24 protein-coding genes are annotated in these 24,988 nt (G+C 38.3%); 13 read left to right on the top strand and 11 right to left on the bottom strand.

The features are described 5' to 3' along the window. Positions 1–16: 16 nt before the first annotated feature. Positions 17–1,024 (bottom strand): hypothetical protein, encoded by a 1,008-nt coding sequence (locus tag AWW73_RS07320; RefSeq protein WP_062849250.1) that lies wholly within the window; start codon positions 1,022–1,024, stop codon positions 17–19. Positions 1,025–1,050: 26 nt separating this feature from the next. After that, positions 1,051–2,076, bottom strand: coding sequence for an alpha/beta fold hydrolase (locus AWW73_RS07315; protein ID WP_062849249.1), 1,026 nt, complete (start codon positions 2,074–2,076; stop codon positions 1,051–1,053). A 283-nt stretch (positions 2,077–2,359) separates the two neighbouring features. Between AWW73_RS07315 and AWW73_RS07310 the strand changes: the two genes are divergently transcribed. Then, positions 2,360–2,974 carry a carbonic anhydrase gene (locus tag AWW73_RS07310; protein WP_004703121.1) on the top strand — a complete coding sequence of 205 codons (615 nt, stop codon included), beginning with the start codon at positions 2,360–2,362 and terminating at the stop codon, positions 2,972–2,974. A gap of 35 nt (positions 2,975–3,009) precedes the next feature. Here AWW73_RS07310 and AWW73_RS07305 read toward each other — a convergent pair whose 3' ends face one another. Continuing rightward, complete coding sequence (locus AWW73_RS07305) at positions 3,010–3,633, bottom strand: arylesterase (RefSeq protein ID WP_005129345.1); 624 nt, start codon at positions 3,631–3,633, stop codon at positions 3,010–3,012. A gap of 44 nt (positions 3,634–3,677) precedes the next feature. On the opposite strand from AWW73_RS07305, the gene AWW73_RS07300 reads away from it, so the two are divergent. Further along, positions 3,678–4,370, top strand: a complete 693-nt coding sequence (locus tag AWW73_RS07300) for an ABC transporter ATP-binding protein (RefSeq protein WP_031947655.1) — start codon at positions 3,678–3,680, stop codon at positions 4,368–4,370. Between the two features lie 3 nt (positions 4,371–4,373). Then, positions 4,374–6,833: an ABC transporter permease gene (locus AWW73_RS07295; protein ID WP_062849248.1), complete on the top strand. Its 2,460-nt coding sequence runs from the start codon at positions 4,374–4,376 to the stop codon at positions 6,831–6,833. Position 6,834: 1 nt separating this feature from the next. On the opposite strand, the gene AWW73_RS07290 is transcribed toward AWW73_RS07295, so the two are convergent. Continuing rightward, positions 6,835–7,644: a rhomboid family intramembrane serine protease gene (locus AWW73_RS07290; RefSeq protein WP_062849247.1), complete on the bottom strand. Its 810-nt coding sequence runs from the start codon at positions 7,642–7,644 to the stop codon at positions 6,835–6,837. A 76-nt stretch (positions 7,645–7,720) separates the two neighbouring features. On the opposite strand from AWW73_RS07290, the gene mtgA reads away from it, so the two are divergent. Continuing rightward, positions 7,721–8,398: a monofunctional biosynthetic peptidoglycan transglycosylase gene (gene mtgA, locus AWW73_RS07285; protein ID WP_062849246.1), complete on the top strand. Its 678-nt coding sequence runs from the start codon at positions 7,721–7,723 to the stop codon at positions 8,396–8,398. Between the two features lie 104 nt (positions 8,399–8,502). Further along, positions 8,503–10,581 carry a polyphosphate kinase 1 gene (gene ppk1, locus AWW73_RS07280; protein WP_016144629.1) on the top strand — a complete coding sequence of 693 codons (2,079 nt, stop codon included), beginning with the start codon at positions 8,503–8,505 and terminating at the stop codon, positions 10,579–10,581. Between the two features lie 58 nt (positions 10,582–10,639). Here the strand turns inward: ppk1 and AWW73_RS18490 are convergent, their stop codons facing one another. After that, positions 10,640–10,768 carry a hypothetical protein gene (locus AWW73_RS18490; RefSeq protein ID WP_081409531.1) on the bottom strand — a complete coding sequence of 43 codons (129 nt, stop codon included), beginning with the start codon at positions 10,766–10,768 and terminating at the stop codon, positions 10,640–10,642. A gap of 57 nt (positions 10,769–10,825) precedes the next feature. Between AWW73_RS18490 and AWW73_RS07275 the strand changes: the two genes are divergently transcribed. Next, on the top strand, positions 10,826–11,416 hold the full coding sequence (locus AWW73_RS07275; RefSeq protein WP_062849245.1) for an SPOR domain-containing protein: 591 nt from the start codon (positions 10,826–10,828) through the stop codon (positions 11,414–11,416). Positions 11,417–11,445: 29 nt separating this feature from the next. Here the strand turns inward: AWW73_RS07275 and oxyR are convergent, their stop codons facing one another. From oxyR to rubA, 4 genes are all read right to left on the bottom strand, one after another. Continuing rightward, entirely contained in the window at positions 11,446–12,354 is a 909-nt protein-coding gene (gene oxyR, locus AWW73_RS07270) for a LysR family transcriptional regulator OxyR (RefSeq protein WP_016144631.1), read from the bottom strand. Positions 12,355–12,360: 6 nt separating this feature from the next. Beyond that, a complete protein-coding gene (gene estB, locus AWW73_RS07265) occupies positions 12,361–13,305 on the bottom strand; it encodes an esterase EstB (protein ID WP_031947660.1) in 945 nt (314 codons plus the stop codon). Between the two features lie 52 nt (positions 13,306–13,357). Then, positions 13,358–14,539, bottom strand: a complete 1,182-nt coding sequence (gene rubB / locus AWW73_RS07260) for a rubredoxin reductase RubB (protein ID WP_057068522.1) — start codon at positions 14,537–14,539, stop codon at positions 13,358–13,360. 94 nt (positions 14,540–14,633) lie between these two features. Then, the gene (gene rubA, locus AWW73_RS07255; protein ID WP_000760495.1) at positions 14,634–14,798 is read right to left on the bottom strand and encodes a rubredoxin RubA; all 165 of its coding nucleotides are present in this window, start codon (positions 14,796–14,798) and stop codon (positions 14,634–14,636) included. Between the two features lie 446 nt (positions 14,799–15,244). Here rubA and AWW73_RS07250 point away from each other — a divergent pair, with 446 nt between their 5' ends. After that, a complete protein-coding gene (locus AWW73_RS07250) occupies positions 15,245–15,685 on the top strand; it encodes an SRPBCC family protein (protein ID WP_031947661.1) in 441 nt (146 codons plus the stop codon). A gap of 15 nt (positions 15,686–15,700) precedes the next feature. Here the strand turns inward: AWW73_RS07250 and AWW73_RS07245 are convergent, their stop codons facing one another. Beyond that, the gene (locus AWW73_RS07245; protein ID WP_062849244.1) at positions 15,701–16,189 is read right to left on the bottom strand and encodes a YqiA/YcfP family alpha/beta fold hydrolase; all 489 of its coding nucleotides are present in this window, start codon (positions 16,187–16,189) and stop codon (positions 15,701–15,703) included. Positions 16,190–16,445: 256 nt separating this feature from the next. On the opposite strand from AWW73_RS07245, the gene lysS reads away from it, so the two are divergent. The 6 genes from lysS (at position 16,446) to AWW73_RS07220 (ending at position 23,166) form a co-directional block, all read left to right on the top strand. Next, complete coding sequence (gene lysS, locus AWW73_RS07240; protein WP_062849330.1) at positions 16,446–17,975, top strand: lysine--tRNA ligase; 1,530 nt, start codon at positions 16,446–16,448, stop codon at positions 17,973–17,975. A gap of 185 nt (positions 17,976–18,160) precedes the next feature. After that, positions 18,161–19,603: a capsule assembly Wzi family protein gene (locus AWW73_RS07235; RefSeq protein WP_062849243.1), complete on the top strand. Its 1,443-nt coding sequence runs from the start codon at positions 18,161–18,163 to the stop codon at positions 19,601–19,603. A 284-nt stretch (positions 19,604–19,887) separates the two neighbouring features. Then, positions 19,888–19,986 (top strand): hypothetical protein, encoded by a 99-nt coding sequence (locus AWW73_RS18920; RefSeq protein ID WP_004793966.1) that lies wholly within the window; start codon positions 19,888–19,890, stop codon positions 19,984–19,986. Beyond that, positions 19,979–20,887 (top strand): sulfate adenylyltransferase subunit CysD, encoded by a 909-nt coding sequence (gene cysD / locus AWW73_RS07230; RefSeq protein WP_000140408.1) that lies wholly within the window; start codon positions 19,979–19,981, stop codon positions 20,885–20,887. The genes AWW73_RS18920 and cysD overlap by 8 nt, the downstream gene beginning before the upstream one ends. A 30-nt stretch (positions 20,888–20,917) precedes the next feature. After that, positions 20,918–22,531 carry a sulfate adenylyltransferase subunit CysN gene (gene cysN / locus AWW73_RS07225; protein ID WP_062849242.1) on the top strand — a complete coding sequence of 538 codons (1,614 nt, stop codon included), beginning with the start codon at positions 20,918–20,920 and terminating at the stop codon, positions 22,529–22,531. A 137-nt stretch (positions 22,532–22,668) separates the two neighbouring features. Then, positions 22,669–23,166: a hypothetical protein gene (locus AWW73_RS07220; RefSeq protein WP_016144638.1), complete on the top strand. Its 498-nt coding sequence runs from the start codon at positions 22,669–22,671 to the stop codon at positions 23,164–23,166. A 38-nt stretch (positions 23,167–23,204) separates the two neighbouring features. On the opposite strand, the gene AWW73_RS07215 is transcribed toward AWW73_RS07220, so the two are convergent. Next, on the bottom strand, positions 23,205–24,542 hold the full coding sequence (locus AWW73_RS07215; RefSeq protein ID WP_016144639.1) for a CitMHS family transporter: 1,338 nt from the start codon (positions 24,540–24,542) through the stop codon (positions 23,205–23,207). Positions 24,543–24,988 lie beyond the last annotated feature (446 nt).

Raw genomic sequence — 24,988 nt, 5'->3', positions numbered from 1 at the left:
AAATAACAAAGGCGCTTTAAGCGCCTTTGTTATTTAAAATCTGTAATGCTTTTTCAGAATAATAAAACTTCTCTAAGTACACACGGGCACGACGTCTTAAATGTCCAGTTGTGACTAATTGTTGTAGTACGGGTACAAGCAATGCGGTCAGTTCATGCTTCACTAAACTTTCGTCAATATTGAGGTCACGAAGTAACAAGTCAAAATTACGTTCCTGATTACGTACATACCAAGTGTAAATTCCATCATGTACTTGTTGTTTTAAATAATCGGTTTGACGAATGTGGTCCCAGATTTCATGTCCTAAACCAACCGTTTTTGATAAGTCTTGAGCTTCTACATAATTTTTTAAAACAGACAGCGGCATCGTTTTAACTTTATGCCAAACATTTGCCTGAAAATGGTAGAGCTTATCATTGTCAAAATGTTGGTTTAAAACACGCTCGCTCATTTGGCTGAGTTTTAAAATATTCTTTTGCAAATAATGATTAATCGTGTCATCTAGATTTGAATCGGTTACGGTTTCTAAAACAGATTTCCCCATTTTCATGAAACGACCTACACCTGGGACACGCTTTGACATAGACTCATCTAAATAATCATGCATTGTTTGCTGAATCAATTGAGTCAAAAGTGCTGAAAAGGCAGGGTTATTCACAATCGTTTTAATCAGTTTTTTTCGGTGCTGCTCTTTACTCGCAACGTACTGTGCAATTCGGTCAATCGTTAAAACAGGAATAACATCTTCAACAGTTGCCGTTTCATTTGCAGGATGAATCAGCGCAAAACGAATATGCTCAGCGATCTGTTCAATCAGAAAATCAGAAGCGGGTGTATCTAGAATCTGCTTTTGAATCAGCCGTTGAATCTGTTCAAAAGTCCAAATGTGTTGTAATTGCCGACTTCCCAACCAATGATAAAACTGCTCAAACTCTTGTTGAATCACTTGAGTCTGAGCAAATTGCTCATCTAAAAAATCTAGATGAGCTTCAATAAGTTTTTCAATGATGGTTTGGGTAGACATAAGGTCTCACAAATTAAAAGTTTTATTTAAGGGGTAGTCGTTTTTAAAGACTGGTTTGCTTCTACTTTCAATAAAAACGGTACATATTGTTGAATGACCAACTGTTCAGCTTCCAAAATTGGCATATGACCTACGTTTTCCAAAATAATGGGAGGTTGGGCATTCTTTAAAAGCCGTTTCAGTTCATTTGCGACTTCTACATTAATAATTTTATCTTGTTTACCCCATAAAATGAGCGTCGGTGCATCAATCGTTTTGGTAAGTACGGCAAATGAATCTGGCGTATAAACCTTATTAAGTGCAATTAGTTGATCAACCAGTTTTTGTGTTTGAGGTGCCTGATCAATCATCAACTTTTCTTGAGCCTGCAAAAACTCTTTAGGAATAAACGGAGGATTAAACATGGTTTGTTTTAATAAATAATTAAAGTCACCTTTTTTAGATACTAAGAGTTGTTTTAGATAAGCAGGATCTTTTAGATAAATTGTGTTGGCTGAACGAAAAATACCGCCGCTATCTACTAAAAATAAACTTTTGGTTTCAAATGGATATTGTCCAGCATAGAGCAGGGCAATAGAGCCGCCGAGTGAGTGCCCAGCAATGTGGATCGGACCTTTTAAATTTGCAGCTTCAACAAATCGACGTAATTTTTCTGCAAGATTTGGTACCGAATAATCGAAGTCTTGGGAAACGATAGTTTCACCACTACCCGGTAAGTCAGGAATAATGACATGATAATTTGTTGTGAGATAACGGGCTACTCGGTTCCAGTTATCACGGCTGCCCGCTAGGCCATGAATGAGGAGTAAAGTTGGTTTTGTTGTAGAGCCGCCTTCGCTATATGACCAAGTCACATCGCCTACTTTTAGACTTTTACTTTGTAAACCCGCCCAGCTACGTTCTTGTTGTAAAACATTCTGGAACGTCACATCAATATTGTCGGCTGCCTGGACTTGAGAAATGCTCATGACTGACAATAAGCTACAAGCTACAGTCAGTGCGGTAGCAGTTTTTTTCATAGAGGCTTTAATTGATGTGGACAGCCTTGTCATTGATTTCATCCTTGATGCTTAAGCGAGTTTGAAAAATTATTGAAAAACTTTGCCAATGAGTCATTTGCCAAATGTTTGGAATGAAGAAAATTATAGTCAATCGGAGAAGCAAAGTATGTCTATTTTTTCGCTAAACAGCAGGGAATTGCCGTAAAACCTACATTAAATAGGATGAGGTGCTTTTCATTTTTTTCATGAAAAAGGATTTATTTTTTGTCAGTGACATTCAAATTTTGACACATTAAAATGCTTTCTAACCTTGAAAAAACAATGGAAATATAAAATGCCTACTGCGCAAGAAGTTTTAGATCGTCTGAAAGCTGGTAATCAACGATTTGTAAATGGAAATACTTCCCTTGCAAAAACCTTATCGCATCATGAACGCGCTGAAATGGCAAAGGATCAAAATCCTTTTGCGATTGTATTAGGTTGTTCAGATTCACGTGTTCCAGCAGAAATGGTATTTGATCAAGGTCTTGGTGACTTATTCGTAATCCGTGTTGCTGGTAATGTGGTTGCACCTTCACAAGTCGGTAGTGTCGAGTTCGCTGCAGAGCGTTATGACTGTCCGGTTGTAGTGGTATTGGGACATAGTCATTGTGGCGCGATTCAAGCAACAATTGATACGTTAATGAATCCTGATCACCCGCCATCATCTAACTTAATGTCGATTGTGAACCGTGTTCGCCCATCAGTTGAAATTTTAATGCAAACTGATTTAAAAAATGATTTGAAAAAACTTTCATGTCATGCGGTGCGTTCAAACGTTTTTGCTTCGGTAAATCAATTACGTCATGGTTCGGCTGTGTTAGAGAGTTTGATTGCAAAAGGTGAGTTGATTGTTGTTGGCGCTGAATATTCACTAGAAACTGGTGAAGTTACTTTTTTTGATTTCTGATCATATTAAAAAGAATACTTAAAGATAAAAGGTGCCTATAGGGCACCTTTTATATATGGATAAGCCAAATTAAGTAATTTTGACTGGGCTTGAGCATTTGGATGAATCAAATCATTTTGCATAAGCTGTTTTTGACCCGCAACGCCATCTAGAAAGAACGGTAGTAATTTCACCTGATATTTTTGGCTTACAACTTTATAATTATTTTCAAAAGCCTTGCTATATGCAGCCCCATAATTTGGCGGGATTTTCATGCCAAAAAGAATAACTTTGGCTTTTTGTTTTTGGCTTAGTTGAATAAGTTGATCTAGATTTTTTTGAATCATTTGAGGTGGTTGACCACGCAAGCCGTCATTTCCGCCTAATTCAATCACAACTACGTTGGGCTTATAGGTCTGCAGTAATTTAGGTAGTCGTGCTAAAGCGCCGCTGGTTGTTTCTCCACTAACACTTGCATTGACCACTTTATGTTGTTTGGGATACTGTTGGTCTAAGCGTTTTTGCAGTAATTGTACCCAACCTTGTTTGGGATCAATTCCGTAACCGGCACTGATACTATCTCCTAAAATCAAAATAGTTTTCGCCGATACAAGCATGGGCAGCATACTTAATGAGATGAGCATGATGCTTTTAGAACCAATCAAAAAAGATTTAGACATTTGTACTTCGACCCTGATTCTGAATACATAGGACTTTTTACATCATGCCACAACCCATCATTGCTGCCCATCAAGTTACACAAACTATTCAGATTAACCAAAATCAGTTTACGATTTTAAAAGATATCGATTTAGAGATTTTTGAAGGGGAGCAGGTAGCAATTACGGGACGTTCTGGCTCAGGTAAATCAACATTATTGGGAATTTTGGCGACTTTAGATCAGCCATCAGAAGGAGAGATTTGGTTGTGTGGACAAGCTGTTCATCAGTTAACAGAGGAACAACGTGCCCAGATCCGAATGCAGCATATTGGTTTTGTATTTCAGTCTTTTCAACTTTTACCTCAGTTGAGTGCGCTTGAAAATGTCATGTTACCTTTGCGATTGCGTAAAGATTTTGATTATAAAACCGCAGAGAAAAAAGCTTTAGATTGGTTGCATCGAGTAGGTCTTAGTCGTCAAGTTGAACAAACACCTAAAGTCTTATCTGGAGGAGAACAGCAGCGTGTGGCAATTGCACGAGCTCTCATTGCAGAACCACAAATTATTTTTGCGGATGAACCGACAGGAAACTTAGATGGTCAGACAGCACAAGAAGTTGAAAGCCTACTCTTTGATTTAAACCGAGAGTTAGGTACGACTCTGATTCTGGTGACTCATGACCGTAATTTAGCGACCCTTTGCCAGCGTCATATTGAATTAGATGATGGCCGATTAAAGACAGTACAGGGTGGTTAACTTATGCGTAATCTTCTAAAACCACTTTTACTACAAAGTTTTCGCACAGGTGGGTTGTACCTGCTTATTATTGCCTTATCACTTGCGATTAGTGCAACAACTGCTCTGAAATTTAGTAACGACCAAGTTAAAAATGCAGTAAGTCTGCAAGCTTCACAAATGCTGGGTGCCGATTTAGTTCTTTCAAATAATGAGCCGATTGAGGCCGCATGGAATAAAAAGGCGCAGCAGCTTGGTTTAAAGCAAACTCATGTCACCATGTTTAGTTCAATGGCGCATACCCAAGATCAGTTTGTTATGGTCACTGTAAAAGCGATAGAGCCCATATTTCCACTAAGAGGACAGCTTGAGATTAATCCCCATGCTAAAGGCATTCAGTCTGGAGAAGTCTGGCTAAGCCAAAGAGCGGCAGATTTATTAAAAGTAAAACTGGGTGATGCTGTTTCTATTGCTGACGCTACCTTCCGTTTTAGCGGTGTGATTGTGCGTGATTCAAATCAGGAACTCGGTTTTTCAGGCTTTTCGCCAACTGTCATTATTCATCAAGCCGATATTGCTAAAACGCATGCGATTCAAACAGGCAGCAGAATTGACTATCGTTTATTAATGTCGGGTAGCCCTGAACAGGTTCAAAGTTTTTCAAAGCAATTTAAGCAACAGCATCAAACCTCTAAAGAACCAGATGAAACGGTTGGTTTGCGATTGCGTGATGCAAGTGAATCAAATAGTAGGTTATTACGTCCGCTTGAAAACCTAGATACCTTTTTGCAATTGGCCAATATTTTAACGATTTTATTGTGTGGGATTGCCATCGCTCTAACGAGTCAACGTTATGTGCAGCAAAACCAAGATCATATCGCTTTAATACGTTGTTTAGGTGCCAGTAAGTTCCAAATCTTGTGGGCATATATTGGATTGCTTTGTGTTGTCAGTGCGATTTCAATTGTGTTGGGAAGTCTGTTAGGTTTGATCATGGGTTTTGGTCTGCTGCAACTTATGCTGCAATTGATTCCTCAATTAGAGCTAAGTTTTTCGGTCATACCACTTTTAATCGGGCCTTTACCCATTGCTATTTTTACGAGTGTGATCGTATTGCTTGGTTTTATTTTGCCAAGCATCTGGGAGCTTTTAAATACACCTCCAATTCGAGTGATTCGAGAACAAGCCAAATCTCGTAAATCTTTATTTTTTATGTTTTTTGCAGGGATCACTAGCCTGATCGTTTTTAGTTTGGTGTTGAGCGAAAACTTAATGCTCAGCATTCTGGTTTTGGCTGCCATTATTATTCTTTGTATTTTGCTTTACGCCGTTGTTTGGTTATTGCTTCGTAGCTTAAAAAAGCTGAAAAATCGTTTGTCTTTTTATATTCGGTCTCCATCGCAAAGTGCCTTACAAATTACTGCATTGGCTTTAGGGTTAAGTCTTATTACAGTGTTGAGCGTATTAAGAACAGATTTATTGGAGCGTTGGCAGCAACAACTGCCTGAAGGTACGCCGAATCAATTTGTTTATGGATTGCCTCCATTTGATTTAAAAGCCTTTGAGCAACAGTTAAAGCAACATGGTTGGCAAAGCACGCCGTTATATCCAAATATTCGTGGCCGACTGATAGCAAAGAATGATGTGCCTTTTTCAGAAGAGGCGATAAAGCAAAATAATTCTTTACGCCGTGAATTGAATTTGACTCAATCAAATCTATTACCGAATGACAATGCAATTACAAAAGGACAAGCCCAGTTTAATGGCGTGGGGCAAGTTTCAGTCGAAAGTAAAACTGCCGAAAGTTTGGGAATCCAAATTGGGGATAAGCTTACTTTTAGTTTGCCCGAAGGCACATTGCAAGCCAAAGTTGTCAATTTTCGGAGTGTAGAGTGGGAGAGTTTTAGCCCTAACTTTTTCTTTATTTTCTCACCGAAAACCTTAGATGAAAATGCTGGAAGTTACTTGGGTAGCTTTTATGTACCTAAGCAAGACCAACCTAAAATGATCAATATTATTCAGCAGTTCTCAAATACCGTATTTATTGATGTTGATCGAATTTTAGATGAAGTAAAACGCTTAATGAATGTTTTGGTTAAAATAGTAACTGTACTGGCAGCATTAGTCGGTTTTTCGGGTGTATTAGTACTGATTGCTTGTTTAAATCTGTTAATGGATGAGCGATGCCGTGAAGTTGCTTTACTACGCTCATTTGGTTTATCTAAAAATAAAATGAAGCAAATGCTTAGTTTTGAGATTGGGTTCTTAGGTCTGTTAGCAGGCATAGTTGCCTGCTGTTTTGCAGAAGTGATTAGTGCCATTGCTAGTTATAAAATGAATATGGCCCTACAGTGGCATATTGAAATATGGCTGATTTTACCTCTTGGTATGATGCTGGTTTGCGCCCTGATTGGTCGTTATCGACTAGGTTACCTGTGCAATTTACCGCCTTTACAAAGTTTAAGAGAGTTAAATCAATTGTAGGTTAAGGAATAATGTCTGGGTTCTGGATGATGATTTCATGCCAGAGTGGAAGTAACGGTGAATTGATTTGTACACAGTACATATAAAAACCACCTGTAATAATTACTGCTCCTAATAACCCTAAGATTTTGAGAACATTTTTTAACTTGCTGACATAGCTTAAGTACCACATTAGGGCAAGGAATGCTCCAATAATCATGCCGCCAATATGCGCGGCATTATTAATACCCGTTGCGACAAAACCAAAAAAAAGATTGATGGCCATAACCATTAATAAGGCTTTTTTATCGAGTATGTAAGCTTGATGCGGAAGCGGAGGGAATAAAGAAAGAACAGTTAACGCAGCACCTAATCCCATTACGGCACCCGAAGCACCTGCACTGACATGAGGAAGTAAACTCTGATCGAAATGTTGTAGTAATTCATGTCCATTTTGAATCGTCATATAACTACTGAGAAGGCTACCGAATAAGCCAGCAAGTAAATACATGCCTATAAAGTAGAAGCGACCAAATAGTGACTCAGCAACATTACCGAAAATATAGAGTGCCCACATGTTAAGCATGAGGTGAACAAGACCAAAATGAAAAAACATGCTGTTAAATAAGCGTTCAGGCTGCCCAGAAAAAGTAAGTGGTGTAAAATCAGCACCCCAATGAATAGCATCTTTCATGGCTGGGTCGCTAATATCGACACCAGTTGCAATTTGCCAGACAAACAAACCTACATTAATTAAGATCAATAGGGCGGTCAGCCACCAAGTTTGTACATTGAGTTTACGATTAATGTGCGGAGGCTGATATTGAGTCATGCTATGCTTTTGTTATATATAAACATGCTTAACAGCTTAACATGAAAAAAGTTGGATACAGGAGATCAGGACGAACATGAAAGCTTTTATTGTTCGCGTGTTGTTAATTTTTATTGGGGCAATTCTCCTCATTCAACTTTGGATTTTCTCAAGTTTAGTCTGGTGGCGTACACATGAAGTTGATACCACCATGTTTATGCGATTAGATTATTGGTCAGATACATCCGAGCCGATCATTCATGAGTGGCTTGACTATGATGATATTAGCGACAATTTCAAACATGCGATTTTAGCTGGAGAAGACGCAAAATTTATCCACCATCATGGTTTTGACTGGGAGGGGATTCGTTTTGCTTTAGAGCGTAATAATGAAGAGGGTGAAGTAGTTGCTGGTGGTTCTACTGTGTCTCAGCAACTTGCAAAGAACTTGTTTTTATACAATAAGCGTTCGTTTATTCGTAAAGGCCAAGAAACTATCGCAACTTGGATGATGGAACGCATGTGGTCAAAACGCCGAATTCTTGAGGTGTATATGAACTCTGTAGAGTTTGGAAAGAATTTATATGGTGTTGAAGCTGCCGCGCAATATTATTATGGTAAAAGTGCTAGAAGCTTAACGCGCGAACAGGCTGCTTTTTTAGCCGCGTTATTGCCAGATCCGAAATATTACCAAGATCACCGCAACGATCGTAAACTACAATATAGAAAACGCGTTATTTTACGTTATATGAATAGCACCCAGATTCCTGAATAATGATGTTTAAAGATGTGTAAATTTTTTAGTTTTTACCAAATTGTCATATTTTTGCAGCATACTGTTTTATAGAGATTTTGGCTGGATAGAGAATTGAGTTAGACATGAATACAGCGATTACACCAACGACCCCAATAGAATATAGTTATAATGACCGTTATATAAATCGTGAATTGTCTATTCTTGACTTCCATTTGCGCGTATTGGAGCAAGCGGTAGACCCTTTACATCCATTGCTCGAGCGAATGAATTTCTTGCTCATTTTTTCACGCAATCTAGACGAGTTTTTTGAAATTCGCGTTGCGGGGGTAATGGAGCAATTTTCTCTAGGCAATGAAAGTCGTAGCCCTGATGGTTTAACCCCACGACAAGTCCTACAAAAAATCTCTGAAACTGCTCATGCCGCGATTGAACGTCAGTATCGTATTTTAAATGAAGAAATATTACCTAAGCTACGTGAAGAAGATATCTGCTTCCTCCGTCGTGGTGAGTTAACGCCCGCACAGTCAGCATGGATTAAGAAATATTTCCAAGAGCAAGTTGCACCTGTACTAACACCAATTAGCTTAGATCCAGCGCATCCATTCCCACGTCTCGTCAATAAAAGCTTGAACTTTATTGTGACTTTAGAAGGTAAAGATGCTTTTGGCCGTCAAATTGATTTAGCTGTGGTACCAGCACCACGTTCATTACCTCGCGTGGTTCGACTGCCAGATGAGTTAACAGGTGGTAAAGAACATCACGTGATGCTATCTGCCATTATCCATGAGCATGTGTCAGATTTATTCCCAGGAATGACTGCAACTGGATGTTATCAATTCCGTGTTACACGTAATGCGGACTTGGCATTAAATGAAGATGTTGAAGATTTAGCAAAAGCTTTAAAAGGTGAATTAAGTTCTCGACGTTTCGGTCGCGCGGTTCGTTTAGAAGTGACTCATAACTGTCCACAGCATATTTATGAGTACTTATTGGAAGAATTTGATTTAACCGATGAGCAATTATACAAAGTTGATGGTCCTGTAAACTTGGCTCGTCTGGTTTCAAATTTTAAACGCCCTCATTTGCGTTATGACTCGCATACGCCGGTTGTGCCTAAAGTGTTTAAAAAGACCGAGAGCATTTTCTCGGCAATGCAGAAGCAAGACATTTTGCTTCATCATCCATTTGAATCTTTCGCTCCCGTGATTCAGCTACTTCGTGAATCTGCTCGCGATCCACAAGTGTTGGCAATCAAGCAAACACTTTACCGTAGTGGTGCTGACTCTGAAATTGTACAGATTTTGGCGGAAGCTGCGCGTAATGGGAAAGAAGTGACTGCAGTGATTGAATTGCGCGCTCGCTTTGATGAAGAGTCCAATATTGAAGTCGCTAACGTTTTACAAGAAGCGGGGGCTGTCGTTGTTTACGGTATCGTAGGTTATAAAACTCACGCCAAAATGATTATGGTGGTACGCCGTGAAAACAACAAACTGGTGCGTTATGTTCATTTAGGAACAGGTAACTACCATGCGATGAATGCTCGAATTTATACAGATTATGGTCTCATGACGACTGATAAAGATCTGTGTGAAGACGTGCACCGCATATTCCAAGAACTCACGGGTATGGGCAAAATGGCGAAATTGAAAAAGCTATTACATGCGCCATTTACCTTACATGCTCAACTCATCAACTTTATTGATGAAGAAATTGCCAATGCTAAGGCAGGACGTAAAGCTCAAATTATTGTGAAAGTGAACGCTCTAACAGAAGTTCAATTGATCAATAAATTATATGAAGCATCTCAAGCAGGTGTTCAGATTGACCTGATTATTCGTTCTATTTGCTGTTTACGTCCGGGTTTACCTAACTTATCGGAAAATATTCGTGTACGTTCAATTGTAGGACGTTTCCTTGAGCATACTCGTGTTTATTACTTCAGCAATAATGGTGATGCACGTATTTACTGCTCAAGCGCAGACTGGATGGATCGTAATTTATTTAACCGTGTTGAAGCATGTTTCCCTGTTGAAGATCCTGCACTGAAAAAACGTATCTATCAACAAGGCCTCGTGAACTATTTGCAAGATAATCAGCAAGCTTGGTTACTACAGTCAGATGGTACTTGGGTGCGTGCTGAGCCAGCAGAGGGTGAAAAATTGCATAATGCTCAAAGAGCACTATTGGAAATCATTAAATAATGTATTTTCAGGATTAAATAAAAGCCGACATTCTGTCGGCTTTTTAATGCATTGAAATTCAAAATAATTTAATTAGTTTTTCTAAATGGTTGTTGGGTAAACGATAATAATTTGAAACACAGCAAGATGTTTTAAAAATATGTGATTTTTGCCATAAAACATTGAATTTTAAAAATATACAAATCATGTGAAATCTACTTTAATACGCCGCATTAAATATACTTAAATTTGGTAAATGAATAAAATGCAGTGCTTTATTAGAAGTTTACTTATTAAAATACTTTTGGGGATAATACCAGTGACCGCTTACGCAGATCAGAAGTGTTATGGGGATATCATTGTATTTCAAAGGTTTGATGATCAAGTAATATATCCTTATTTTGCGCCAGCTTCTAATGATAAAGCTAAAAAAAGTGAAGTGAGGAATAAAGCAATAATTATCCAGAAAAGAAAACAAAAGCAAGATGAGTTTTTAGCTCACAAGAAAACTGAGGATGTTCACACAAAGAAATTAGAAGAAAAGAAAAATTCTGAAAATAAAAAACAACTTGATGCTGCGATCGCTAAAGAAATTTTAGAAAATGGTGAAAAAAAGTGGATGGTACAGGTGGCGCTAGCTTCTAACCAAAATAAAGCAAATCGTGTTCAATCTCAGCTTGAAGCAAAGGGCTATAAGGTCGTAACCAGCTCAACGACTAAAGGAATACGGGTCATGATAGACCCAGCCAATGATTATGCTATCGCACAAATTATTAGAGAAAAAATTATTGCTGATAATAGTTTGAATATGCAATCTGCTTGGGTGTTTAAGTGGGCATCTCTTACAGCTCAGTAAAATAAAAAGGAGTCCGAAGACTCCTTTTTTTATTCGTGTAAGTTTGTGGTGATTTTTTGCATAATTTGCAGTAAGACATCAAACTCACTTTGTAGCGGTGTGCTTTTACGAGTGACTAGCGCTAAAGTCCGACTTGGGGCATCTTCAATTGGTTTAGCAGTAATTTGATCATTAAACTTGATCATACTGTTATCAATTGCAATTTCTGGTAAAAGCGTAAAGCCTAAATCAGAAGAAACCATTTCCACCAAAGTTGGTAAAGAGCTTGCTTTTAAACGGTTGTCGTTTTTACGTTCACCGATAGGGCAAGCACTTAAAACGTGATCACGTAAACAGTGACCTTCTTCAAGCAAAATTAATCTTGATAAATCAAGATCATCTAGAGAGTTTGCTTGTAAAGCATTTGCATCTTGTTTACTACACACAAGGTACAAGTTTTCTTTCGAGATTTCAGCGACTTTTAAGCCTCTAGTATCAAACGGTAGAGCAAGAACAATCATGTCTAGATTACCGTGTTCTAGACGCTCTACAATTTTTTCACTTTGAGCTTCATGCAGATGCAACTGAATTTTAGGTAACTGCTGATGCACTTCATCAAGTAAGCGTGTCAGGATAAAAGGTGCAATGGTTGGGATAACACCCAAATGCAAATCACCTGTTAACGGTTCACTCATTTCACGGCTCAAACGCATTAAATCTTGAGCATCTGCTAGTAGTACACGGGCACGAGCAACAACTTGTTCACCCAATGGTGTTAAACGCACATTCTGACGGTCACGCTCTACCAGAACGCCACCTAACAATCGTTCAAGCTCCATGATGCCGCCTGATAACGTCGATTGCGTGACAAAAGAGCGGCGTGCTGCTTCAGTAAAATGCAAAGTTTCCGACAACGTAACTAAATATGATAGCTGTCTTAGTGAGGGTAATGCAGCCATAGTGTCCTAGTATGATGATTTAAAATGATGCGCAAATAAACCGCTAAGCTGTGGAATAAAATGTGCAGGGATATCATGCCCCATTCCATCAATTAATTCAAACTTAGCACCGGAAATTGCTTTTGCTACAGCCTTACCATGACTAGGTGGAAGCAAGCGATCACGAGAGCCATGTAAGACTAATGCGGGTTGCTTAATTTCACGGTCCAGCTGAAGTAAGGAGCCTGTACATAATATTGCTAAAAACTGTTGAAGTACACCAGCAGGATAATAGCTACGTTGATAAAGTTTGCGTGCAGTTTGCATTGCTTCAATCTGGTTGACGTAACCAGGTGAACCAATCAATTGAAATAATTTTAAACTGTGATTAACAATACCATCTTCGTCACGTGACTCGGGTTTGCCAATTAAACTTAAAAGTTGTTTAGGAAAAGGAGGGGGTAAAAAAGGCTGATTATTACTGGTAAACATGAGCCCCAGTTTCTCAACCTTTTCAGGGTATTTTGCTGCAAGAATTTGAGCAATCATCCCGCCCATTGATGCACCAATGACATGCGTTTTAGTCACTCCTAGGCGATCAATAAGCATTGATACATCATCTGCCATATCATGCAGTGTATAAGGTGCACCTTGATTACTTAGCCCAAGTGCAAAGCGACCCATCAATTTAACCGTATTTAATCGCTTACCTTCATGACGCACTTTTGATGAAAGGCCAATATCACGATTATCAAAACGAATAACACGAAAACCTTGATCAATGAGTGATTTACAGAAGAAATCCGGCCAGAAAAGCATTTGAGCCCCAAGACCCATAATTAACAAAATGGTTGGATGATCCGGTTTTCCACCTACTTCTACATGTAGCTCAATACCATTGCCTAAGTTGACTTTGGTCTCTTGCATGAAAGATGTGTACGGTGAAATGTTAAACTGTAAGGCACTATTCATGTTATTCATTCCTCAAAGGAATACTCACAAAAGAGTATTCCTGATTCAAACCTTATGCTTGAGCTGGAATAAGATCTGGAACAAGCTTTGTTAAAGTTAAGCGTTGTTTACCTGCCGTTGCACCTAACAATACGAAACCACGCAATGTTCCATCATTGTCAATTGCTTTAGCAAGCATACCATCGTCGAACTCTTCTGTTTCCCAGTTCACTTCTACATCCACTGGAGCTGGTAACACTGTAAGTGGTGCTGCAGGAGTTTTTACTGCAACTGGCATAGCAGGGTAGTGCACGGCAGTTTGTTGTCCGCTGAGGGTTTTTGCAAGAGCACGAGCTTGCTGCATAATTGGCATTACATACGGAAGTAGCGTGCCATTTACTTCTGCACAATCCCCAATCGCATAAATGTCAGCTTGATTCGTTTCAAGTAAACTATTGGTAATAATGCCACGGCTTGTTTGAATATCTGCACTTTTCGCAAGTGAAATATTTGGCTGTAAACCAATCGCTGAAAGAACAATGTCGGCTACCAAAGTTTGGCCGTTTGCGAGTGTAATCGCATAGTCTTCACCATTATTAATTTTGCTGACTTTTTCAACGGTTGTGCCTAATGCAAATTTAACACCAGCCTCTTCGAGGTTTTGCTGGAATGCAGAAGCAATATGACCTGGCAACAAGCGACCTAATGGTTGAGGTGCCAAATCAATGACAGTGATGTCATATTCACTGTGAAGTAAGTCATTGGCAAATTCACAACCAATTAAACCGGCACCCAAAATAACAACACGTTTGTCTTTACGTTGAGCTAGATTTTCACGGAAAGCACGGTAATCAATTAGCGAGTTCACTACATGAATGTCATCACTACCATCACCTGCAATTGCAAGACGAATTGGGTTAGCACCAACCGCTAAAATCAGTTTTGAGTAGGGTTGATTCGAAGTTACCCCGTCTTTTTCAAGAACAAGCTCATGACGTTCAGCTAAAATTTCTTTTACAAAAGTGAAAGGCTCAATACGCATATTGAGCTGGGTACCCATTTTAGCAGCATCACCTAAAGCAATCTGTTCAGGTGCTTTTTTACCTGCAAACGCATTTGATAATGTTGGTTTTGCATAATTCACTGCATCATCCGCACAAATCATCACAAGTTCTTGCTCTGGGCTAAGCTTACGAAACTCACGTGCTAAGGTATAACCCGCCATGCCTGATCCGATAATGACGATAGGATGCATTTTTCTCTCCAGAGTTAGAATTGTTTATTTAATACGGTGATTGGTAATATTCGTAAAAAAGACCATGTCAATCATGGCCTTTTACTTTAAATCATTAGATTTCGATCATTTCGAAGTCAGCTTTTGAAACACCACAATCAGGGCAAGTCCAGTCATCAGGGATATCTTCCCATTTTGTTCCAGCTGCAATGCCGTCTTGTGGCCAACCTTCTGCTTCATCGTAAATCCATCCACAAACGATACATTGATATTTTTTCATGAGACTCTCCGCACTGATAAGTTTGCTCAAAGCTGCCTTTCAGTAAAACTATTCCATCTATTAATAATGTAACCACGATCCGGTCAATAATAACCAATGTGCCTTTGATCGGATATCAAATTTTTACGCAGTTCTACATTTAATGTAAAGCAAATAACGGAGTTTAATCATTCGTAAGCAAAGATGAATGGCAGGTTAGGACAAATAAGTGGTTATTTAGGCAAAACTTGAGCATAAACTAATAATAACTAATACATTCTTAATGTTAATTTAAAACTTAATGTTGTTTGTGAAATTATTGAGAAATAAAAAGTGTCTGCTCATTTAAAAGATTTATATAATAAGAAAGCTAAATAACAACAAATAAAGATTCAACAGATGTCATCATTAAACGCGAAAATTAAAATTCGACATCATAAAAATGGAACAAATCAGGGAAATGAACTATGGAAAATTTAGAATACGAAGTAGAAATTGAGGCGCCTATAGAAAAAGTATGGGAATTACTTTGGAATAACGAGACATATAATGCCTGGACAAAATTTTTTGCTCCAGATTCCTCAATGCGTACTGATTGGCAAGTCGGTGGTAAAACCTATTTCCTAGATGGTGAAGGTAATGGCATGGTTTCCACTATTGAAGAAATGAAAAAACCAGAAATCTTAATTTTTAAACATTTAGGAATGATTAAGGATGGTAAGGAAGATTTAGAAAGTGAAGAAGTTAAAGGTTGGAGCGGTTCATTAGAAAAGTATTTTTTGAGCCAGCAGGATAATGTAACTACTTTAAAAGTCGAATTAGCCACCTTACCTGAATATATGGGTATGTTGAAAAGTGGCTTCGTTCAAGGTTTTGACGTAATCAAGAAATTGGCAGAAGGAAAATAGGCAATCGTCATCAATTTAAGCCAAATATCTTTTATAAATTTTCATAATCAAATCATTGATACGAGAAGGATAGGCCAAACGATGGTGTCCGCCTTCAACCGTTTCAATATTCATGTAGGGTGCAAGTTTTTCTTGAACCTGATACATATCAAGTTGCTCGTCTCCTAATTCTAAATAGGCCATTTTAGGATTAGAGAGGATGAGTTCATCTTCTGACAATTGAGGGTAGTCAGGTCGAAAACTAGGTGTAAGACTTGGATTCGCCACAATAACAGCTAATTTATGTTGAGCGGCAGTTTTTAAGGCCCAATATCCTCCAAGGCTGTGACCAACCAGTAAATCAGGTTTGATCGTCTGAATAGCCTGATGATAAAAGTACTCAACAGATGCATAACTTAAGTTACGATAATCAACGTCAATACAAAATTTTTCAGGATGTAAAATGGCGTGGAACTTTGTTGATTCACGAGAAGAATCCAAGCCATGTAAAAATAGAATTTTCATTATTTGCGACACAATCTCATTGATAAAATACAAGGCAAATAGGGCCTTTGAATATCGAGGTTATTTGGATTTTTTTATATTTTACTAAAAGCTTTTAAAAATGATCTTAGCGATTGGTCTAAGTCATTTTGTCTTTAAAAAGTACTGCTCTTTTCCATAAATTGTCTTTTTTCATTTTTGTTTGATTGAAATCATTCGAAAAACTCCTGCAATCTGTTAAGCTATGCCACTTCATTTTTACTTAATCGAGGCAGAGATGACGCAACAAAACGCTCAATCGACTTCTGAACCAACTATTTCCGAAAACGATTTAATTGCACAGCGTCATGCCAAATTAAAGCAAATCCAAGATGTTGCAAAGGAAACTGGAAAGAGTCCTTGGCCAAATACTTTTAAGCGTGAACATTACGCTGCTGATCTACAAGAACAATTTAAAGATCAGTCGAAAGAACAAATTGAAAGCGCTGAGCATGTCTATGTAAAAGTGGCTGGGCGTGTCATGTTAAACCGTGGTTCTTTCATGGTGATTCAAGACATGACAGGTCGTATTCAGTTATATGTTGACCGTAAAGGCTTACCAAAAGATATTCTTGAAACCATTAAAGGTTTAGATCTTGGTGACATCATTGCTGCCGAAGGTTATATCGGACGTTCAGGCAAAGGTGACTTATATGTTCATCTTGAAGGTTTTGAACTTCTTACAAAATCTCTTCGTCCGTTACCAGATAAATTTCATGGCTTAAATGACACAGAAGTTAAGTACCGTAAACGTTACCTTGACTTAATCGTGAATGAAGAGACACGTAAAACTTTTGAAATCCGTGCCAAAGTTGTTGCAGGTATTCGAGCATTTTTAAACAATGAACGTTTCATGGAAGTTGAAACGCCAATGATGCATGTGATTCCGGGCGGTGCTTCTGCGCGTCCATTCGAAACACATCACAATGCTTTGGATATGCCTTTATTCTTACGTATTGCACCTGAACTTTATTTGAAGCGTTTAGTTGTTGGTGGGTTTGAACGTGTTTTTGAAATCAACCGTAACTTCCGTAATGAAGGGGTATCAACACGTCATAACCCTGAATTCACGATGATTGAGTTCTATCAGGCATATGCTGATTATAAAGATTTAATGGCATTGACTGAAAATATGCTTGAAAAGTTGGCTTTGGATATTCTAGGTACAACTGATGTTCCTTACCAAGGTGAAGTATTTAGCTTCAAAGGACCATTCAAAAAAATCTCTATGTTCGATGCGATTTTAGAGAACAATCCGCAGTTCACACCTGAAAATGTAGGTGATCGCGAGTTTCTTGCAAAATTTATTCGTGAAGAGTTAAAAGAAGAAGTTAAGCCAGGTTTTGGTTTAGGCAAGCTTCAAACGATCGTATTTGAAGAAACTGTTGAGACTAAACTTCGTCAGCCAACTTTTATTACTGATTACCCAGCGGAAACTTCTCCATTGGCGCGTCGTAATGATGACAATCCACACGTTACAGATCGTTTTGAATTCTTCATCGGTGGTCGTGAGTTAGCAAATGGCTTCAGCGAGTTAAATGACCCGATTGATCAGGCTGAACGTTTCCAAGCTCAGGTAGCGGAAAAAGACGCAGGTGATGATGAAGCAATGCATTACGATGCAGATTTTGTTGAAGCACTTGAATATGGTTTACCTCCAACAGCAGGTGAAGGTATCGGTATCGATCGTTTAGTTATGTTATTTGCTGATGCGCCAAGTATTCGCGATGTAATTTTATTCCCGCACATGCGTCGTAAAGAAGGTTAATCTTCTAAGATGCAAAAAGGCAGTATTTATACTGCCTTTTTTATTACTTTTTATATCTAGAAACTTACCTAATTATACTAACCTTAAGATAGCGTTAAAAAATGTAATTGCACAGTTTAACAATTGCAAAGTTGTGATAAAAAATTTAAGGTGTTGCTCATAAATAACTTTGAGAATTGGCTGGCATGTTTCTAAGAAAAACACTTTCGATTGCAATATTGGCAACTGCTTCATCCGCTATTTTTGCACAAGGTTTAGTGCTAAATAATGAAGACTTACGTACCGACTTAAATTGGTTAAATCAACAAGGTGTTATCAATATTAGCACTTCAACTTGGCCGTTAAGTGGTGATGAAATTCAGCGTGCGCTCTCTCAGGCAAAAGTGTCTCATCCAGCTCAACAAAAAGTTATTAACTCAGTTCTTAATGCATTAAAAGCAGATAACAATACAGTTAAAGTAGGTGCTTTTGCTGAAACTGATATTAAAAATATTCCACAAGCATTTGGGGATAACCAAAAAGCTCAATATCAAGGTTCATTAGAGTTTAATGCGGGTGGTGAAAACTGGGATGCTAAAATCCGAGTAAATGCAGAAAAAGATCCTCAAATTGATAATGGGCAAGACGTTAATGTTGAAGGCTCATATGTTGCAGGTAAACTTTGGAATCAGTGGGTAGTAGCGGGTCAAATTCCAACATGGTGGGGTCCAGGTCATGATGGTAGCTTAATTCGTGGCGATGCTAGCCGCCCAGTTTATGGTGTAACGGCACAACGTGCTGTACAAAATTCTTTTGAGACAAAATGGTTATCTTGGATTGGTCCTTGGCAATATCAAGCTTTTGCTGGTCAATTAGATGATTATAAAGCAGTTCCAGATGCTAAATTAATTGGATTACGTTTAACTGCACAACCATTACCATATATCGAGTTAGGTGCATCGCGTGCTATTCAGTGGGGTGGAGACGGTCGCTCAGAAAGCTTTAGCTCTTTATGGGATGCAATTAAGGGTAATGATAATGTCTATGGAGATACCGAAAATCCATCAAATCAGTTGGCTGGCTTTGATGGTCGTTTGTCATTGCAACCGTTGTTGAATATTCCAGCAAGTATTTATGGCCAATATGTAGGTGAAGACGAAGCTGGTTATTTACCATCGAAGAAAATGTATTTAGCTGGGGTTGACTATTCATCTAGCTATAACAACATGCCTTATCAACTTTATGCGGAATGGGCTGATACACGTACAAATGGAGATGTAAAGAGTATCTCTTATACGCATTCGGTTTATAAAGATGGCTATTATCAACATGGTTTCCCGTTAGGCCACGCGATGGGTGGTGACGGGCAAATGTATTCAGTGGGTGGGGATATCCGCTTTGATGTCATGAACCGTTTAAGTGGTCGTGCAATGGTGGTTAAAGTTAATCAATCTAACTTGGCAATCAATAAAGCATTCCCTAAAGACGATGAAATTAAAGCCCTTGATTTAACTTGGACGCATTTCATCAAACCTGATCTTCCATTAAAAATTAATGGGTGGGTAAGTGACTCGGATCTTGAGGGTAATGATGCAGGTGCATCTATTGGGATTGAAATTCCACTAGAACGAAAAATGTTTGGTTTCTAAGATTAGATTATGTTTAAAAAAAGGGAAGCTAATGCTTCTCTTTTTTTATGGTTTTTAGAGAAATCTAAAGACTAGAACATGATTTGCTTAAGTTGAATACACAAGCTACGATTGTGAAGTTATGCAGATGAATCAGCATATTACATGTATATGATTAAATCGAATATCAATATGAAAAAACAAGCAAAAGGAATCGGTTTTAAATCACTATAATGCATAACTAATGCTATAAGCCATATAAGGGCTTGTGGTTAGATTATCTATCACGAAAAATTGGAGTTGTTATGGCACTCGTTCCTCCACATGGTCTTCTAGGTGGTGGTTTAATACTACTTCTAGATTTTATGGGCAAAATGGATAGAGAAGGACGTGTTCATGACTGAATCAAGACTCACACATCTCAAGCAACTTGAAGCCGAAAGTATTCACATTATTCGTGAAGTTGCTGCAGAATTCGAAAACCCAGTCATGCTTTACTCAATTGGTAAAGACTCGGCTGTTATGCTTCATCTTGCGTTAAAAGCATTTTATCCAGCTAAACTTCCATTCCCATTATTACATGTAGATACGGGTTGGAAGTTTAAAGATATGATCGCATTCCGCGATAACATGGCAAAAACTCATGGTTTTGACTTAATTGTTCACCAGAACAAAGAAGGCCGTGAAGCTGGAATCAACCCGTTCGATCATGGTAGTTCAAAATATACAGATATTATGAAAACCCAAGCTTTAAAACAGGCTTTGGATAAATATCAATTTGATGCTGCTTTTGGTGGTGCACGTCGTGATGAAGAAAAATCACGTGCTAAAGAGCGTGTTTACTCATTCCGCGATAGCAAGCACCGTTGGGACCCGAAAAACCAACGTCCTGAACTTTGGAATCTTTACAATGGTAAAGTGAACAAAGGTGAAAGTATTCGTGTATTCCCTTTATCTAACTGGACTGAGTTAGATATCTGGCAATATATCTATTTAGAAAATATTCAAATCGTTCCTCTTTATTTCTCTGCTGTTCGTCCAGTAGTAGAGCGTAGCGGTACGTTAATAATGGTTGATGATGAACGTATGCGTTTAAAAGAGGGTGAAGTTCCACAGATGAAGTCTGTACGTTTCCGTACACTTGGCTGTTACCCGTTAACTGGTGCAGTTGAGTCTGAAGCAGATACGTTACCTGAAATTATCCAAGAGATGCTTTTAGCCACGAGTTCTGAGCGTCAAGGTCGTATGATTGACCATGATGAAGCGGGCTCAATGGAAAAGAAAAAGCAAGAAGGCTATTTCTAAGACAATTTCTAAATTTGTGGAGTTTGAGCAATGTCTCATCAATCAGAATTAATCAGTCAAGATATCTTAGCCTATTTAAAGCAACATGAACAAAAAGACCTTCTACGCTTTTTGACTTGTGGTAACGTAGACGATGGTAAAAGTACGCTTATTGGACGTTTACTCTACGATTCAAAATTGATTTATGAAGATCAATTGCAAGCAGTAACGCGTGACAGTAAAAAAGTAGGAACTACGGGTGATGCACCAGACTTGGCATTACTGGTAGACGGTCTACAAGCAGAACGTGAGCAAGGTATTACCATTGACGTAGCTTACCGTTATTTCTCAACTGAAAAACGTAAGTTTATTATTGCGGATACCCCAGGGCATGAGCAATATACCCGTAACATGGCAACAGGTGCGTCAACTGCGGACTTGGCAATCATCTTGATTGATGCGCGTTATGGTGTACAAACTCAAACTCGTCGACATACGTTTATTGCAAGTTTGCTGGGTATTAAAAATATCGTTGTTGCAATCAATAAGATGGATTTGGTTGAGTACTCTCCTGAACGCTTTAATGAAATTCAGAGTGAATATGATGCTTTCGTAAGCCAGTTAGGTGATCGCCGTCCAGCCAATATTCAGTTTGTACCAATCTCTGCTTTAAATGGCGATAACGTTGTAAATCCGTCAGCTCATACGCCGTGGTACAAGGGACAAACCTTGATGAGCATTCTTGAGTCGGTGGAAATTAGTCGTGAGTCGAACAAACACGAATTTCGTTTCCCTGTTCAGTATGTAAACCGTCCAAACTTAGATTTCCGTGGTTTTGCAGGTACGATTGCTTTAGGTGAAATCAATGTGGGTGATGAGATTGTTGCCTTGCCGTCAGGTAAGCGTTCAACAATTAAAGAAATCGTCACATTTGATGGAAATCTTGAGCAGGCTGTAGCAGGCCAAGCGGTTACATTAACTCTAAATGATGAAATTGATATTAGCCGCGGTAACGTTTTGGTGCGTGCTGGCGAGCAACCATTAATTTCACGTAGTGTTCGTGCTTCAGTAGTATGGATGAATGAACATCCGCTCGTGAAAGGTAAGTTGTACAACGTTAAGATTGGTACACAGACCGTTCCGGCTAAAGTCACTAATATCCATTATCGTGTGAATGTGAATACACTTGAACACACACATGTGGAAGAGCTTGAGTTAAATGCGATTGCAGATGTTGTGGTTGAGTTCGATGCGCCAGTTGTATTTGATCAATATCAAGATTCTCGTTATACAGGTTCGTTCATCTTTATTGACCGCTTAAGCAACGTAACTGTTGGTGCGGGTATGGTTGAAGCTGCTGTTGAATGGACTGCGCATAGTAATCCTGTAACAGCTGAAGATCGTGCTGCACGTTTAGGTCAAAAGCCAGCGGTGATTGGGATTTCTGCACAGTTAATCGAGAAAGCTCAAGTTTTAGAAAGTTTATTGATCCAACAAGGTGTAGTTGCGATTGCAAAAGCTGATCTAACGGAAGAGCAAGTTGCTTTGCTGCGTCAAACCGGTGTAACTGTTTTAACGACAGTTGCTGAAGGGACTGATACTAGTATTACAACCGAAAATGTTGATGAGTTGGTTGAACAAATTATCGCGTTAGTACGTTTATAATTCGTTAAGTTCTTCAAAAGCCCTGAGTATTCAGGGCTTTTTTATTTTTAAGCGATAATGACCATATTCGTGAATATCAACAATAAGCAAAGTGTGTCAAAATACGCTCCTTTATCGATAGCACCGAAGGTCTTTCTATGGTTGATGTAACGCCAGCCCAAATCTTAAATCGCCTTAATGAACTTAAAACAGTAAATCTGGCGGAAGAAGCACAGCAAATTATCCGTGCGGGTGGCAAAGCCGGTAGACAAGAAAGCCATAAAAATGCCTTAGTTGTTTTACATCAAAATTTTGAACGTCATTTTATTGAAGCTGTGACCTTAGTGTTTAACTTATTCCCAGCTCAAGAAAAGAAAATGCGTTATAAGAAAGATCGTATTCGTCTTTTTAAGCAACATGGGATTGATTACAACCAGCTTGATGGTGCGGATACTGCTCAAGTTTTGGCACAAATTGCACAAGCGATTAGCTATGATGATGCAATCGTTACTCAAGATTTGCACGATATCTTCCCATTTTGGAAAGAAGGTTGGCCAATGGTTCAGTTCGATAATGCTTATAAAATTTTAGAAGAAGATATTACGTTGCATTTTCATATTGTGTTAGATCAATTAATTGAATATGTAGAAAAATAAAAAAAGCCCCGTTTGGGGCTTTTATTTTAGAAGAATAATTAAAGTGTGCTAAAAAGTGGGAAAACACCAATCACTAAAGCGGTCCCCATCAAAACCATACATGTTATAAATGCCCACTTGAGAGTGAATTTTTGATGGTCTCCAAAATCAACTTTTGCAAGGCCACATAACAAATAGGTGGATGGAACAAGAGGTGAGAGCAGGTGCACTGGCTGACCGATAATTGATGCACGCGCAATAGCTTCTGGGCTAATACCGTAATGCGAAGCAGCTTCAGCAAGAATTGGTAATACACCATAGAAGAATGCATCATTTGACATAAAGAATGTCAAAGGCATACTGACTAGAGCGGTAATCGGTGCGAGATATGGCCCCATGCTTGGAGGAATCATTGCGACGAATTCCTTAGACATCGCCTCAACCATACCTGTACCAGATAAAATACCTGTAAAAATACCAGCCGCAAAAATTAAACCAACAACTGCTAAGACACTATCTGCATGCATTGCAATACGTTTTTTCTGCATATCAACATTCGGATAGTTAATGAGCATTGCAATACAGAACGCTATCATGAATAGCACCGACATCGGTAAAATACCTTTGATTAATGCAATCATGAGAATAATCGTGAGTACCATATTCACTTTACGTAAATGTGGACGTGTCGCTTCAGGATCTTTTGATACCGTAATGTTGTCACCATGATGACTTTCAAGCTCAATCACGCCTAAACGTTTTTGTTCATAGCGACCATATAGGTATGCCAAGAAGAATAACCAACCAATACTAACGATCATTGGAAGAATCATTGGTACGAAAATATGGCTCGGATCAACTTGAAGAGCACTCGCAGCACGAGCGGTAGGACCACCCCATGGCGTTAAGTTCATTACACCACTACAGAGCAGCATCAGGGCTGTCATAATAAGAGTGTTCATGCCTAGACGTTGATAAAGTGGCAACATTGCAGCGACACAAATCATATAGGTGGTTGAACCATCACCATCTAAAGAAACGAGAGTAGTTAAAAAGACAGTTCCTAGGGTAATTTTTAAAGGATCGCCTTTAACTTTTTTTAAAATCCATTTAACCGGTGGGTCGAAAAGACCTGCATCGATCATTAAGGCAAAATATAAAATTGCGAATAAAAGCATTACGCCAGTTGGCGCTAATTTTTTGATGCCATCCAGCATCATCTCACTGAGACCTTTGAGTTCAATATGACTTAAACTTTCAAAGTAATGACCTAGGCCCCAAGCAATGAGAGCGAAAAGAAATGGGATGAGAATTAAAGCAATAATAGGGCTTAAACGTTTGGACATGATTAAGTACATGAAGCACAAAATCATGCCAACACCAAGTAATGTCAGCATACAATCAATCCTTTGCCTATAGTTTTACTGAACAAGTTTATTCAAAACTCTGACCTTGGTTATTCTTATTAATTTTTATTAAAAAGACAAATAATATATTTAGTTTATTTGGTTAATATATATTCATTTGAAAGGGTATATATAGATGAAATACTGAACATATATATTAAGATTATAATGGTATTATAATAAATGAACGTCATTATAAAATAGTATAAGAGTATTATAATTATAAAAATTATATGGCATTTTTTGAAATTATATATGTTTTGATGAGTGAAATGAGAAGAAGAAGCATTTAGGGGCTTACTTTGAGCTAAGTTACATAAGTTTGTTTGCAAAGTAAATGGGGCTTAATCACTTTATAGGCAGTTAAGAGATATAGATTATTTTATTAATTTTCAGTATTTAAGCTTTAATAGAGTTACTAAATAAAATAATAATAC

Source organism: Acinetobacter lactucae, from assembly GCF_001605885.1.
Taxonomy (GTDB): Bacteria; Pseudomonadota; Gammaproteobacteria; order Pseudomonadales; family Moraxellaceae; genus Acinetobacter; species Acinetobacter lactucae.
The sequence above is the reverse complement of the archived record's forward strand: the minus strand, read 5'-3'. Positions and strand labels throughout refer to the sequence as shown.